Origin of the sequence: Bradyrhizobium lupini, from assembly GCF_040939785.1 — a bacterium.
GTDB classification, from domain to species: Bacteria; Pseudomonadota; Alphaproteobacteria; order Rhizobiales; family Xanthobacteraceae; genus Bradyrhizobium; species Bradyrhizobium canariense_D.
In genome coordinates this window covers 1,435,327-1,449,054 of the sequence record NZ_CP162553.1, presented here as the reverse complement: position 1 = coordinate 1,449,054, position 13,728 = coordinate 1,435,327, and the positions used below count along the sequence as shown (strand labels likewise).

Annotated in this window: 14 protein-coding genes; 6 read left to right on the top strand and 8 right to left on the bottom strand. The window is 65.0% G+C overall.

Annotated elements, in window-relative coordinates; all coding sequences use genetic code 11:
- Positions 1–2: 2 nt before the first annotated feature.
- The 4 genes from paaI to AB3L03_RS07145 all read left to right on the top strand — a co-directional run bounded on the left by paaI (position 3) and on the right by AB3L03_RS07145 (position 3,957).
- A complete protein-coding gene (gene paaI, locus AB3L03_RS07160; protein ID WP_204510616.1) occupies positions 3–452 on the top strand; it encodes a hydroxyphenylacetyl-CoA thioesterase PaaI in 450 nt (149 codons plus the stop codon).
- Between the two features lie 28 nt (positions 453–480).
- Positions 481–1,812: a phenylacetate--CoA ligase PaaK gene (gene paaK / locus AB3L03_RS07155; RefSeq protein WP_085352164.1), complete on the top strand. Its 1,332-nt coding sequence runs from the start codon at positions 481–483 to the stop codon at positions 1,810–1,812.
- A gap of 79 nt (positions 1,813–1,891) precedes the next feature.
- Entirely contained in the window at positions 1,892–2,896 is a 1,005-nt protein-coding gene (locus AB3L03_RS07150) for a zinc-binding alcohol dehydrogenase family protein (protein WP_204510617.1), read from the top strand.
- A gap of 2 nt (positions 2,897–2,898) precedes the next feature.
- Positions 2,899–3,957 carry a YeeE/YedE family protein gene (locus AB3L03_RS07145; protein WP_204510618.1) on the top strand — a complete coding sequence of 353 codons (1,059 nt, stop codon included), beginning with the start codon at positions 2,899–2,901 and terminating at the stop codon, positions 3,955–3,957.
- On the opposite strand, the gene AB3L03_RS07140 is transcribed toward AB3L03_RS07145, so the two are convergent.
- The gene (locus AB3L03_RS07140) at positions 3,936–4,850 is read right to left on the bottom strand and encodes a DMT family transporter (RefSeq protein ID WP_204510619.1); all 915 of its coding nucleotides are present in this window, start codon (positions 4,848–4,850) and stop codon (positions 3,936–3,938) included. The two genes, AB3L03_RS07145 and AB3L03_RS07140, sit on opposite strands and share 22 nt — an antisense overlap.
- Positions 4,851–4,951: 101 nt before the next feature.
- Between AB3L03_RS07140 and AB3L03_RS07135 the strand changes: the two genes are divergently transcribed.
- Complete coding sequence (locus tag AB3L03_RS07135) at positions 4,952–6,382, top strand: PLP-dependent aminotransferase family protein (RefSeq protein ID WP_368509017.1); 1,431 nt, start codon at positions 4,952–4,954, stop codon at positions 6,380–6,382.
- A gap of 10 nt (positions 6,383–6,392) precedes the next feature.
- On the opposite strand, the gene AB3L03_RS07130 is transcribed toward AB3L03_RS07135, so the two are convergent.
- The 4 genes from AB3L03_RS07130 to AB3L03_RS07115 all read right to left on the bottom strand — a co-directional run bounded on the left by AB3L03_RS07130 (position 6,393) and on the right by AB3L03_RS07115 (position 9,858).
- Complete coding sequence (locus tag AB3L03_RS07130; RefSeq protein ID WP_204510620.1) at positions 6,393–7,616, bottom strand: bifunctional alpha/beta hydrolase/OsmC family protein; 1,224 nt, start codon at positions 7,614–7,616, stop codon at positions 6,393–6,395.
- Between the two features lie 24 nt (positions 7,617–7,640).
- Positions 7,641–8,303, bottom strand: coding sequence for a sulfite oxidase-like oxidoreductase (locus AB3L03_RS07125; protein ID WP_018457009.1), 663 nt, complete (start codon positions 8,301–8,303; stop codon positions 7,641–7,643).
- A 54-nt stretch (positions 8,304–8,357) separates the two neighbouring features.
- On the bottom strand, positions 8,358–9,581 hold the full coding sequence (locus tag AB3L03_RS07120) for a cytochrome P450 (RefSeq protein ID WP_368508381.1): 1,224 nt from the start codon (positions 9,579–9,581) through the stop codon (positions 8,358–8,360).
- A 67-nt stretch (positions 9,582–9,648) separates the two neighbouring features.
- Positions 9,649–9,858: a ferredoxin gene (locus AB3L03_RS07115; protein ID WP_007607931.1), complete on the bottom strand. Its 210-nt coding sequence runs from the start codon at positions 9,856–9,858 to the stop codon at positions 9,649–9,651.
- 135 nt (positions 9,859–9,993) lie between these two features.
- Here AB3L03_RS07115 and AB3L03_RS07110 point away from each other — a divergent pair, with 135 nt between their 5' ends.
- Complete coding sequence (locus AB3L03_RS07110) at positions 9,994–10,641, top strand: TetR/AcrR family transcriptional regulator (RefSeq protein WP_368508380.1); 648 nt, start codon at positions 9,994–9,996, stop codon at positions 10,639–10,641.
- Here the strand turns inward: AB3L03_RS07110 and AB3L03_RS07105 are convergent.
- The 3 genes from AB3L03_RS07105 to AB3L03_RS07095 form a co-directional block, all read right to left on the bottom strand.
- Entirely contained in the window at positions 10,638–11,288 is a 651-nt protein-coding gene (locus tag AB3L03_RS07105; RefSeq protein WP_018457005.1) for an aspartate/glutamate racemase family protein, read from the bottom strand. The two genes, AB3L03_RS07110 and AB3L03_RS07105, sit on opposite strands and share 4 nt — an antisense overlap.
- Positions 11,289–11,351: 63 nt before the next feature.
- Positions 11,352–12,365 carry an amino acid ABC transporter substrate-binding protein gene (locus AB3L03_RS07100; protein ID WP_085352170.1) on the bottom strand — a complete coding sequence of 338 codons (1,014 nt, stop codon included), beginning with the start codon at positions 12,363–12,365 and terminating at the stop codon, positions 11,352–11,354.
- Between the two features lie 12 nt (positions 12,366–12,377).
- Positions 12,378–13,727, bottom strand: a complete 1,350-nt coding sequence (locus AB3L03_RS07095; RefSeq protein ID WP_368508379.1) for an aspartate aminotransferase family protein — start codon at positions 13,725–13,727, stop codon at positions 12,378–12,380.
- Between the last annotated feature and the right edge of the window lies 1 nt (position 13,728).

The following is a 13,728-nucleotide window of genomic DNA, read 5'->3' as shown; positions in this document are numbered from 1 at the left end:
GCGTGAACGTCAAAGCCGCCTTGTCGCCCGAGGATATTGCCCGCGCCTGCGCCGATGCGATGTGGGCGGAGGACGATGCCTCCAAAGGACTCGGCATGGAGATCGTCGAGATCGGCCCGGGGTTCGCGACGCTGGCGATGAATGTGCGGCCGGATATGGTCAACGGCCAGCGCATCACCCATGGCGGCTTCATCTTCACGCTGGCCGATTCCGCCTTCGCTTTCGCGTGCAACTCGCACAACGACCGCGTCGTGGCGGCGCAGGGCCAGATCACCTTCATCAAGCCAGGCAAGCTCGGCGATCGCCTCGTCGCAAAGGCCCGCGAGGTCACGCGTGGCGGCCGCTCCGGCATCTATGACGTGCGCGTCACCGCCGGCGATACAGTCATCGCCGAATTTCGCGGGCATTCGCGGGCGATTCCCGGAAATTGGCTGCCGGCGCAGGATCAATAAAGAAAAGCAATGATACGGGGAAACGAGGATGGCTCTGACGAGGCTCAAGGAAGGTGGCAACACGTATAAGGCCGAGCTGGATGCGCACGAGCGTGCATCGCGCGACGAGATCATGGCGCTGCAGGTGCAGCGGCTGGCCTGGTCGCTGAAGCACGCCTACGACAACGTGGCGCACTATCGCAAGGCTTTCGACGCGGCCGGCGTGCGCCCGTCCGACTTTCGCGAACTCTCGGATCTTGCGAAATTTCCGTTCACCGTAAAAACGGACCTGCGCGACAACTATCCCTTCAACATGTTTGCCGTGCCCCGTGAGAAACTGGTGCGCGTGCATGCGTCCTCCGGCACGACGGGCAAGCCGATCGTGGTGGGCTATACGCAACGCGACATCGACACCTGGTCGGACGTGATGGCACGCTCGATCCGCGCCGCGGGCGGCCGCACCGGCATGATCATCCACAATGCTTATGGCTACGGTCTTTTCACGGGCGGGCTTGGCGTGCACTACGGCGCCGAAAAACTCGGCTGCACTGTGGTGCCGATCTCCGGGGGCATGACCGAGCGGCAGGTGCAGCTCATCAACGATTTCCGGCCCGATATCATCACGGTGACGCCGAGCTACATGCTGGCGATCCTCGACGAGTTCAAGCGTCAGAAGCTCGATCCGCGCCAGTGCTCGCTCAAGGTCGGCATCTTCGGCGCGGAGCCCTGGACCAATGCCATGCGCGGCGAGATCGAAGATGCCTTCGACATGGATGCCACCGACATCTACGGCCTCTCCGAGGTGATCGGGCCCGGCGTTGCGCAGGAATGCATCGAGACCAAGGACGGCCTGCATATCTGGGAGGATCATTTCTATCCCGAAGTGATCGATCCCGACACCGGTGCGGTGCTGCCCGACGGGGAGAAGGGCGAACTGGTGTTTACATCGCTCACCAAGGAAGCCTTTCCGGTGATCCGCTATCGCACCCGCGACCTGACGCGGCTTCTGCCGGGCACGGCGCGGCCCGGCATGCGGCGGATGGAGAAGGTCACGGGGCGCTCGGACGACATGATCATCCTGCGCGGCGTCAACCTGTTCCCGACCCAGATCGAGGAGGTTCTGCTCGCCACCGACTGGTGCGGCGGGCATTTCATTCTGGAATTGACTCGGGAAGGACGCATGGACGAGTTGACCATCATTGCCGAGGCGCGGCCGGAGAGTTGGGATGGCCGGGGTCTCCTCGACCATGCCGATCGGATCTCAACCCATATCAAGAACACGATCGGGATCAGCTCCAACGTGCGGGTGGTTGCGCCTGCGACGCTGGAACGCTCGCTCGGCAAGGCGAAGCGGCTCTACGACAAGCGGCCGAAGGATTGAGTTGATGGGATTGACTTGACGGATTGACTTGACCGCCCCCAAAGGCGACAAGGCCCGCGAGAAATCGCGGATCTTTTCCATGTCGTCAGCCGATCCCAAAGCCGTCGAGGCGCGCTGCGTCCGCCTCAATGCCAAGGCCGAGAACGCCGCTGGGATTGCACCTCGCGTCGAGCCTCATACGCTCGCGCGCGGTCCGAACGATCTCCTGATCGAGGTCAAGGCCGCCGCCGTCAATCCGTCCGACGTCAAGGCCGCGACTGGGCTAATGGCCTATGCCATCTTCCCGCGCACGCCGGGGCGCGATTACGCCGGCGTGGTGATCGACGGGCCCGCCGGTACGATGGGCCGCGAGGTGTTCGGCTCCTCCGGCGATCTCGGCATCCGCCGCGACGGCACTCACGCCAGCCATCTCGTCGTTGAATCCGACGCGGTGGTGGAGAAGCCGAAGACCGTGTCTTGGGAGGAGGCCGCCGGCATCGGCGTGCCCTTTGTCACCGCCATGGAGGGTTTTCGCCGCGCCGGCATTCCAAAGCCCGGGGAAACGGTGCTGGTGTTCGGCGCCAACGGCAAGGTTGGTCAAGCGGCGGTGCAGATCGCGACCTGGCAGGGCGCGCGTGTCATCGGCGTGGTGCGCAAGGCGGAACCTTATGAGGGCCACACCAATGCATCCATCGAGGTGATCGACGCTTCCGCGACCGACGTCGCCACACGCCTGCGCGAGGTGACCGATGGCAAAGGCGCCGACATCGTCTTCAACACGGTCGGCGATCCCTATTTCCAGGCGGCGCACAAGTCGCTCGCGCTTCGCGGCCGCCAGATCCTGATCGCCGCCATCGACCGCATCGTGCAGTTCAACATTCTCGAATTCTACCGCGGGCAACACACCTATGTCGGCATCGACACGCTCGGCCTGTCGTCGATCGCGACAGGCGCTGTGCTGCGTGACCTCGGCCCGGGCTTCGCGAGCGGGCACCTGAAACCGTTTCCGATCAAGGCGAACGCCGTCTATCCGCTCGAACGCGCGAAGGAGGCCTATGTCGCCGTTGCAGGCTCCTCGCGGGATCGCGTGATCCTGAAACCTTGATCATGGATTCGTCTCCCCAACTCATCATCCTCGCCGGCCTCGTCGTCGGCCTGGTCTACGGCGCTGTCGGCCTGCTCAGCGGCTTCTGCCTGATGAGCAGCATGCGCGGCTGGTTGTCGGAGGGGGATGGGCGGTTGGTCCGAACCTATGCGCTGGCGATCGCGGTTGCGACCACAGCGAGCCAGTTCCTCGCCGGCACCGGCATGGTCAATCTCGGCAAGTCGATTTACCTGCAACAGTCCTTCTCGATGCCGGTGCTGTTTCTCGGCGGACTTCTGTTCGGATACGGCATGGTACTGTCCAACGGCTGCGGTTCGCGCGCGCTGGTGCTGCTCGGTCGTGGCAATCTCCGCTCCTTCGTCGTGGTGGTCGTGCTCGCCATCGCCGCGCAGATGACGCTCAAGGGCCTGATCGCGCCGGCGCGCATCGCCGTGGTCCAGGCCTCGCAAACCACGGTCAACGTGAATTCGCTGCCGTCATTGTTCGCCATGTTCGGTCCGGCTGAAGCGCTTTCGCGCGCAATGGCTGCTGCTGTCGTTGTCGTCACGCTGATCCTTTTTGCTTTCGCGCACCCAGCGTTCCGGCGTTCGCCCGGCCAGATTGCAGCCGGTGTCGTCGTGGGTCTCCTCGTCGCCGGCGGCTGGTTCGTCACCGGCTATCTCGGCGCGGATGATTTCAACCCCGTCCCCGTGACCTCGCTTACCTTCGTCGCGCCGATCGCGGACAGCCTGCAATATGCCATGCTCTCGACGGGCCTGACGCTGAATTTCGGCATCGCGACGGTTGCCGGTGTCTTCGCCGGCAGTCTGGTCACCGCGCTTGCGACGGGCCGTTTCCATCTCGAAGGCTATTCCTCGCCACGCCATATGCTGCGATCGGCGGCTGGCGCCGCGCTGATGGGCATCGGCGGCGTGATGGCGTTCGGCTGTTCGATCGGCCAAGGGCTCACCGGCGTGTCGACGCTCGCGCTCGGCTCATTCGTCGCTGTCACCGGCATCCTGCTCGGCACGACGGCGGGCTTGCGCGGGATACTGCGCGTTCAGCCCTTCGCGGTAGCCTGACCACGCAGCAGGCGATCGCCGAGCGATGCGAGACCGATGCCGGTGATGATCAGCGCGGCCGCTATCACCAGACTCATGTCGATCGGCTCGCCCAGCAGGATCGCGGCGCTGGCGATGCCGACGAGCGGCGTTGCGGTGGTGCCGAGCGAGGTCGTCAGGGCCGAGATGCTCTTATTCACCATCGACATCGCCCAATAGGCGAGCACCGTCCCGATCAGCCCGGAATACAGGAACAGCAAAACGAGTCTCCACGACCACTCCACATGCGGCAGGCCATCCGCGATGGTCGCGCTCACCGATAGCACGATGGTTGCCACGAGCACTTGCCAGATCAGAAGCTGGAGCGGCGAGGCAATCCAGCGATGGGCGCGGATATAGATAATGTTCGCGGCCCATGAGATCGCGGCCAGGATCACCATGCCGGCGCCGAGCACGACATTGGTGTTGGTCCAGTCGATCGAGGCCGGGTTCAGGATGACGATCAGGCCGATCAGGCCCAGCAGCGCGCCGGCGAGCTTCGGCGCCGTCAAAGTGTCCTTCCCGAGCAGCGGCGCGGCGATCGCGACCCAGAGTGGCGTGGTGTAGCCGAGCACAACGGCCTTGCTCGCGGGTAGGAAGCGCACACCGGCCGCAACCAGGACCGAGAACACGGTCATGTGCAGCAGTGCAACGCTCAGGACCACCGGGATGTCGCGACGCTCCGGAATCATCAGATTGTTGCTGAGCCCGAGAATCACGAACAATCCAGCCAGCGCGATCCAACTCCGGATCGCTGAAGCCCACAGTGGTGGAAGGAATTGGACAAGTTGCTTCGTCACCGACCAGTTTATGCCCCAAGCCAGCACGACGATGAGAAACAGGCCAACGGCTGCGCGGGGGGATAGGGAGTTCATTTCGGAGGTCCTTGAAGCAGTCCAGTCCAGCGGATAGCATCTCGTCTGGCACCTGAAACAGTGCCAGATCGGAAAGGAATAGGGTGCCAGTTCCGGACAGCATGATCTCCGCCCTGATCGAGCTGAACCGGGCCGACGACGAGGGGCTGGTGGCTCAACTGACGAGCCAGCTCCGAAGCTTGATCGCGACCGGGCGTCTCGTCAAAGGCCGCACGCTGCCGTCGAGCCGTGGGCTTGCGAGCGATCTCGGCGTCTCGCGCAACACCGTCAGCTATGCGTTCGAGCAACTCGCCGCCGAGGGATATCTCGAAGCCTCGCACGGCCGCCGTCCGATGGTTGCGGTCGACGGCGGCGAGCGCGTCACAGAGGCTGGCGCCGTCGCATCTCGCATACGCCCTGGCAAGCCGCGGCTTTCGCCCTGGGCGTCGAGCCTCACGCAGACCGACTGGCCGATGTCTTATCAGGCGCGACTGAGACCCTTGCGTCCCGGACATGGCGATTTCAGGGAGTTTCCCAACGAGGTCTGGGCGCGCTGCCTGCGCCGCAGCGCTGTGCGCGCGGCGAGGCGCGAGCTCGGACCGGTCAATCGGCCGCGCCTGCGCGAGGCACTGGCGCATTATCTTGCGACCAGCAGGGGCGTGCGCGCGACGGCGGATCAGATCCTGATTCTGCCGAGCGCGCAGGCTGCGCTGACTTTGATCGCGGCCGCCGTCATCACCCCCGGCGACGATGTCTGGGTCGAGGATCCCGGCTATCCCGGCGCCGCGGCCGCCTTCCGCGCATCCGGTGCGCGCGTGATCGGGATGAGTTTGGACGAGCAGGGCATGCAGCGGATTGGTGGCTTGGCGGCCCCGACCTTGATCTTCATGACGCCGTCGCATCAGCACCCGACCGGCCGCCTGATGTCGCTCTCGCGCCGCACGGAGTTTCTTGGCCTGAGCAGGCCCGGCAAGACCTGGATCGTGGAGGACGATTACGACGGCGAATTCCACTATGATAGCCGGCCGGTGCCGGCCCTGCAGGGACTCGATGCCCACGGCCGCGTGTTCTATGTCGGCACGTTCTCCAAGGTCATGACCTCGGATATCCGGCTCGGCTACCTCGTCATACCGCGGGCCATGGTCGGTACTCTCGAGATCGTACAGCGGCACATCGGACTGATCGCCGCGAGCCACATCCAGGAGGCGCTGGCCGAGTTCATTGCCGACGGGCATTTCCTGGCGCATCTGCGCCGGGTGCGCCGGATCTATCACGCCCGCCGCGATCACCTCGTGGAGGGATTGGAGCGCCATTTGGGCGATGTGCTCTCTGCCGAAGTGCCCCCCGGTGGCATTCAGCTCGTCGCGCGTCTCAAGCGCGGTCGCGCTGATCAGGTGGCGGTCAAGCGGCTGGTCGAAGCGGGCGTTGAAACGCGTGCCCTGTCCGGCTTGGCACTGGGCAGGCCGCGCGACCACGGCCTGCTGCTCGGCTTCGCGGCCTGGCGCGAGAGCGAGATCACCGCGGCGGTGCGAACAATGGCGTCGTGCTTCTAGCGCAGTCGCGCTAATCCACGGCCTTGGTCACGATGCGGATTTCCGACGTCAGCGTCCGGTGCACCGGGCACTTGTCGGCGATCTCCATCAATTTCTTGCGCTGCTCGGGATCGAGCGCGCCGTCCATCGCGATGTCGCGCTCGATCTGGTCGAGCATGCCATCGCGCGTCTCGCATTCCGCGCAGTCTTTTGCATAGATCTTGGAATGCTTCAGTGAGACGGTGACACGATCGAGCGGCAACGACTTGCGGTTGGCATAGAGGCGCATGGTCATCGAGGTACAGGCCCCGAGGCCAGCGAGCAGGAGATCGTAAGGACCAGGGCCGGCATCCTCGCCGCCGGCGGCGACCGGCTCGTCCGCGACGAGCTGATGCGGACCGACGGAGATGGTCTGGTTGAACTTGCTCTTGCGGGTCTCCTGCACCACGACCCGGCGCGGCGCCTCGGGGAGATCCATCGCCTTCGCAGGTTTGGCCGCGTCGATGTACCGGCTCGCCCAGGCCGCGATCACGTCGGCTGCATAGAGCGCGTCGGCCGGCTTGGTCAGGAGATGATCGGCATGGTCGAGCGAGACGAAGCTCTTGGGATGCCTGGCGGAGACGAAGAGCTTCGTCGCATTGTCGATACCGACGGTATCGTCGACCGGAGAATGCATCACCAACAGCGCCTTGTGCAGGCCGGCGACGTCTTTCATCAGCTCGTGCTCGGCGACGTCGTCGAGGAATTCGCGCTTGATCCGGAACGGGCGTCCCGCAAGCGAGACTTCGACCTCACCTTGCGTGCGAATGTCGCCGAGATGCTCTTTGAAAAGGCCGGTGACGTGGGCGGGATCGGATGGTGCCGCAATGGTCACAACCGCCTTGGCTTCCGGGATTCGTCCTGCTGCCGCAAGGATCGCGGCGCCGCCGAGGCTGTGACCGATCAGAATCGACGGCGCCTTGCGGACGCTACGCAGATGATCGGCGGCGCGCACGAGATCGGCAACGTTGGAGGAAAACGTCGAATTGGCAAAATCCCCCTCGCTGGAGCCGAGCCCGGTGAAGTCGAAGCGCAGCACCGCGATGCCCTTGGCGGCCAGCGCGACCGAGATGCGTTTGGCGGCCAGCGTGTCCTTGCCGCAGGTGAAGCAATGCGCGAACAGCGCGAAGGCCCCGGGCTCGCCGTCGGGTAGCTCCAGCGCGGCCGAAAGCTGATGGCCGCCTTCGCCGGTGAATTGAAAGCGCTCTGTCGGCATGGGTTTCCCCGTTCCTTGCTGAACCTAGTCGCCCGAATAGCGTTGCTCTGCCCAGGGATCGCCGCGGTTATGGTAGCCACGGACTTCCCAGAAGCCCGGCGCGTCCTCGGTCAGGAATTCGATCGACTGAACCCATTTGGCGCTCTTCCAGAAATACAGATGCGGCACGACCAGCCGTACCGGGCCGCCATGTTCGGCCGACAATGGCTCACCGGACCAGCTATGGGCGAGCAATGCGTCCTCGGCGGCAAAGTCGTCCAGCGCGAGGTTGGTGGTGTAGCCATCATGGGAATGCAACACGACGAAGCGCGCGTCCGGGCGCGGCTGGCAGGCCGCGAGCAGCTCGCGCGTGGCGAGCCCCTCCCACTCATTGTCGTAGCGCGACCAGGTGGTGACGCAGTGGATGTCGGAGATGAACTGCGCCTGCTTCTGGGCGGCGAACTCGGCAAAGGTCCAGAACACGGGGTTCTCGATCGCGCCGTAGACGTCGAGCCGCCAGTGCTCGCGCGAAATCGGCGGTACGACTCCGAGATCGAGCACCGGCCAGTCCTTTGTCAGATGCTGACCGGGCGGCAGGCGCTGATCTTCCGGGCGCGTGATCTTGCCTGTCAAAAAGCGGCCCTCGCGCGCCCATTTTTCCTTGGTGCGCGTCAGCTTGCTGTCGGGCGGCTCGTTGTCTTCGGCCATCGGCTACTCGTGGCGGTGCAAGTCCGGCCTCTCCGTATCACTGTTTGGAGAGGTCTACATCGCCTTTCCAAGCAAAAATGGCAACTGGCGGGGGCCTCTGACGGTTCCTTGGGACCAGGTCACCGTGCCTGCCGGATCGAGGGCGAAGCCCGGAATGCGCTTCAGCCATTCCTCCAGCGCAACCTGCATCTCCATGCGCGCAAGGTTCGAGCCGACGCAGCGGTGGATGCCGAGGCCGAAGGCGGCGTGGCGGTTCTCGCGGCGGTCAATTACGACCTTGTCAGCATCCGGAAACATTTTCGGATCCCGGTTGGCGGCCGGGAAGGACAGCAGCACCATGTTGCCTGCCTTGACCGGGCAGCCCGAAATCGTGGTCTCCTTGACCACTTCGCGCGCCATCGTCACCGGCGAATAGGCGCGCAGCAGCTCCTCCACCGCGGTCGGGATCAGCTCGGGCTCGGCAACCAGGCGCTCGCGGTCGGCGGGCGTCCGGGCAAGGTGCCAGAGCGAGGAGCCGATCGCGCTCCAGGTAGTGTCGATGCCGGCGATCAGGAGCAGGCGCAGCGAGCCCAGCACATGCAGATCCTCGAGCGGATTGCCGTCCTTGTCCCTGGCATTCATCAGGTAGGAGATGAGGTCGTCGGTTGGCTTGTTCTTGCGCGCTTCGATATGGGCGCTGAAATAGGCGCTCATCTCGTGCACCGCCTGGAGCAACGTGTTTTCGTCCTTGATGCCAAGTTCCAGGATCATGTGGATCCATCGGATGAAGAGATCGCTGTCCGTCTCGGGGATGCCGAGCATGTGTGCGATCGCGCGAACCGGAATGTGCTTGGTGTAGCGCTCTGCCGCGTCCAGTCGGCCTTCGGTGATGAAACCGTCGATCAACTCGTTGCAGATCGCGCGCACCCGCGGCTCCAGCTTCTTCATCGCGTCCGGCGTGAACGGCGGCAGCAGCAATTGCTTGGCTGGCTTGTGCACCGGCGGATCGGACGTGATCGGCGGGGCGGAGTTTCTGCTGGTGATCTCCGGGCGAACGTCGCGGACGATGATGCGACGTGAGGAGAAATGCTCGCTGTCGTTGGCGATCTCGCGCACTGCCTCATAGGTCGTCGGCATGTAGCAGCCGAGGAAGCGTTCGGTATGCACGACCGGGCTTGCGGCGCGCAGCTCGTCCCAAATCGGGAAGGGATCTTCCGTCCATTGCGGATCGGTGTGGTCGAAATCATGGACCCAGTCGGTCACGGGCGGATGGGCGGTGGGCTGGCTGATGTCGGACATCTCGAAATCCCTCGAAATCCCTTGGGGGCTCGTGGTCGCGGAAGGCACGCGGGCAGAAGCGGGCGCGCTACTCCTCGATCACGTCGATCGCGATTTCCGGGCAATTGGACTTGGCGAGCCAGGCCTTGTCTTCGAGGCCGGGCGGGACCGTGCCGTCGCCGGCTTCGTGGGCGTTGCCGTATTCGTCCAGCTCGAACAGCTCCGGCGCCAGCGCCTTGCAGCGCGCGTGCCCCTGGCATTTGTCGGGATCAACGTGAACCCTCAGTCGCTCTGTCATGGCGGCTTCCTCGATGGTGTGCACTCCGGCCCGAAGGCGGCGCGCGCTCCCATTTGGGTTTTTGTTCAAGTTATAGGCTATTACATTCGCGGCAGGCTTCCCCTGTCAAGCGCAAACTTATAGGCTCTGCGCAACATGCGTTCACAACTTGCCCGCAAGCCCGAGAATACCTACCACCACGGCGATCTCCGCGACGCCTTGATCAAGGCCGCGCTGCGCAAAGCCGAGCAGGGCGGGACGGAGGCGATCAGCATCAAGGCGCTGGCAAAGCAGCTGGGTGTTTCGCAGCCGGCGCCCTACCGGCATTTCGCCGATCGCGAGGCGCTGCTTGCGGCGGTGACGGCGGAGGCGTTCCGGCAGCTCAACGGGATATTGCGGGCGGCGATGGCAAAGCTGTCGAAGCGGTCGAAGCTGTCGCTGCTGGCGCAGGCGACGCTGGATTTCGGCTTACGCCGCAATGGCATCTACCGCTTGATGTTCGCCTCGCGCACGGTGTCGTGTGCGGCGAAAGGCAGCGAGCTGCACGAAGCGACCCGCGAAACCTTTGCGCTCGTGGTCGACGCATTGGAAGCCCCGGCCGTTGATTATCTGCGCGAGCGGCAGGCGCTCAAGATCTGGGCGGCGGTGCACGGCGTGGTGATGCTGGCTGAGCAGGGACTGTTCACCGGCGAGGCGGCCCATGCCACGCGCGAAGACCTGGTCGAGGATTTTGTCAGTGAAACCAAGGCCGCGCTTGCGGCGGCGATCAAAGGCGCGCGGCGCCGGAAACAGGCTGGCGCTTAAGCCCTCGCCGCCAACAGCTTCATCAGCTTCTCGACGGCGCTGTCGGGCGTGGTCACGACAGGGCGGCCGGTGGCTTCTGCCACGAGAGGCGCGGTTGCCGCGATGCTGAACTGCGCGAGCGCGACGACGTCGCAATCGCGCAAATCGCGTGCGGCTTCCACGATCAGCCGGTCATGCGTAGCGCGGTCGCCACGGTCGAGCGCGGCCAGCGCGCCTTCGGCGAGTTTCGGCACGATCTGGACGGAGGCCGGAAATTCCGGCGGCATCGAAGCCAGCGTCGGCGGGAAGGTCGAGAGCAGGCCGATCCGCCGGCCCATCGTCATCGCGCGCTCGATCATGGCTTCGTTCGGCTTGAGCACCGGCATCGGCGCATGTGCGCGCGCAACCGCCTCGATGCAGGAACCGAAGGCCGAGCAGGTGAACAGGATCGCGTCCGCGCCTGTCGCCGCGGCGTAGTGGCCGAGCGCAAGAAAGCGTTCGGTCATGGCATCGTTGAGCTTGCCGTCACGCGCCAGATCCGACGACAGGCTGTCGTCGAGCAGGTTCATCAGCCGCGCTTCCGGCCACACCTTCGCGAACGCAGCTTCGATCGGGGCGATGGAATGCTTGAGGGCGTGGATCAGCGCGATGCGAGGAGACTTCGTCATTGAACGTTACCTGATGGAAGGTCGCGAGCCCCGGACGCAACGCGTCCGGGACACGCAAAACGTTTACTTAAACGGCACCGCGTACATCAAGCCGCCCTTGCTCCAGAGACCGTTGAGGCCGCGCTCGAGCTTGAGCGGGCTCGCCTTGCCGACATTGCGCTCGTAGATCTCGCCGTAATTGCCGGTGGCCTTGATGGCCGTGACCAGCCATTTGTTGTCGAGCCCGAGCCGCGAGCCGAGATCGCCGGAGGCACCGAGCAGGCGTTGGATCGCGGGCGTCTGCGACTTCGCCATCTCATCGACATTGCCTTGTGTGACGCCGAGCTCTTCGGCCTCGATCAAGCCGTAGTGCAGCCAGGTGATGATGTCGCTCCAGACCTCGTCGCCATTGCGGGTGAAGGGGCCGAGCGGCTCCTTGCTGATGGTCTGCGGCAGCACGACGTAGTCGGCCGCGTTCGGCGCCGCGGTCGTCACGGCGCCAGCAAGCGCGGAAGCGTCCTGGGTCATGGCATCGCAGCGGCCGCCGAAGAAGGTCTGGTACATGGTGTCGACGCGGTCGAACACCAACGGCTTCCAATCGATGCCGTTGGCGCGGCCGTAATCGCCGAGCGTGACCTCATGCGTGGTACCCTGCGCGACGCAGACGGTGGCGCCCTTGAGGTCCTTGATCTCCTTCACGCCGAGGTCTTTCTTCACGACAAAGCCCTGACCGTCGTAGAAGTTGATTGGACCTTGCCGCAGGCCCAGCGTGACACCGCGCAGATAGGTCTGCGTCGAGTTGCGGTAGAGCACGTCGATCTCGCCGGACTGGAGCGCGGTGAAGCGGTTCTGCGCGGTCAGCGAGACGTAACGCACCTTGCTGGCATCGCCGAGCACGCCGGCGGCGAGCGCGCGGCAATAATCGACGTCGAGACCCTTGTAGTTGCCTTGCGAATCCGGTGCGGAGAAGCCGGCGAAACCGGCGCTGACGCCGCATATCAGCGTGCCGCGGCTCTTCACCGTGTCGAGCGTTGCCGCCGACGCCACCACCGTCGACGCCGCGAGCACGCCGGCTATGATAACCACTTTCCTCATCATGCTTTTCTCCCCTCAGTGATTGACACGACGCAATACGCTGTCGACGGCCGTGCCGAGCTTGTCGACGATCAGATCGATCTCCTCCGCGGAGGTGATATAGGGCGGCGCCAGCAGCACGTGGTCGCCACGGATGCCGTCTGCGGTGCCGCCGCCGGGATAGCAGCCGAGGCCGTTGGCGAAGGCCTCCGCCTTGATCTTCTGATTCAGCTTCAGCGCGGGATCAAACGAGGTTCGGCTGGCGCGATCGGCGACGAGCTCGATCGCCCAGAACAGGCCGCGGCCCCTGATGTCGCCGATATGGCGGTGATTGCCGAAGCGCTCGGTGAGCCGCTGCTCGAGCTGCTTGCCGCGCTCCTTGACCCGGTCGAGCAGGCCGTCCTCGCGGATCACGTCCTGCACCGCGAGCGCGGCGGCGCAAGCGAGAGGGTGCGCCAGATACGTGTGGCCGTGCAGGAAGGCGCCCGAACCTGAGCGGATTGTGTCGATGATCCTGCCGCTCGCGAGCATTGCACCGATCGGCTGGTAGCCGCCGCCGAGACCCTTGGCGATCGCCTGGATGTCGGGTGCCACGCCTTCCTGCTCCCAGGCGTGCGTGGTGCCGGTGCGGCCCATGCCGCTCATGACCTCGTCGAGAATGAGCAGCGCGCCGTGTCGGTCGCAGATCTCGCGCACCGCCCTGAAGTAGCCGTCCGGCGCCGTGACGGCACCTGCGGTGGCCCCGACGACGGGCTCTGCGAGGAACGCGGCGACGGTGTCGGGGCCAAGCCGCTGAAACTCGGCTTCGAGTTCGGCGGCGAGCCGCGCCACGAACTGCGCATCCGATTCACCTTCGTGCTTCTCGTGATAAGCGAAGGCCGGGGTCACATGGCTGAAGGCGTTGGAGAGCAGCGGCGCGTAGGGCGCGCGGCGCCAGGCATTGCCGCCCGCCGCGAGCGCGCCGAGCGTATTGCCGTGGTAGCTCTGCCGCCGCGCAATGAAGTGCTGCCGCTGCGGCTCGCCGCGCTCGATGAAATATTGCCGCGCGAGCTTGATGCTGGCTTCAACCGCTTCCGATCCGCCGCTGACGAAATAGGCGTAGGCGAGGCCACCGGGCTCGTGGCCGACCAGCGTCTCGGCAAGCGCCTCCGCCGGCTCCGACGAGAAGAAGGCTGTGTGGGCATAAGCGAGGGTCGAGGCCTGCTTCGTCAGCGCCGCGATGACGCGTGGATGCTGGTGGCCGAGGCAAGAGACCGCCGCGCCGCCGGAGGCGTCGATCACGCGGCGTCCGTCCTCGGCAAAGAGATAGACGCCTTCGCCGCCGATTGCCTTGGGCGGCGTTTCGCGCAGCGAGCGATGCAGCACGCGGCTGGTGCGGGCGGCCATG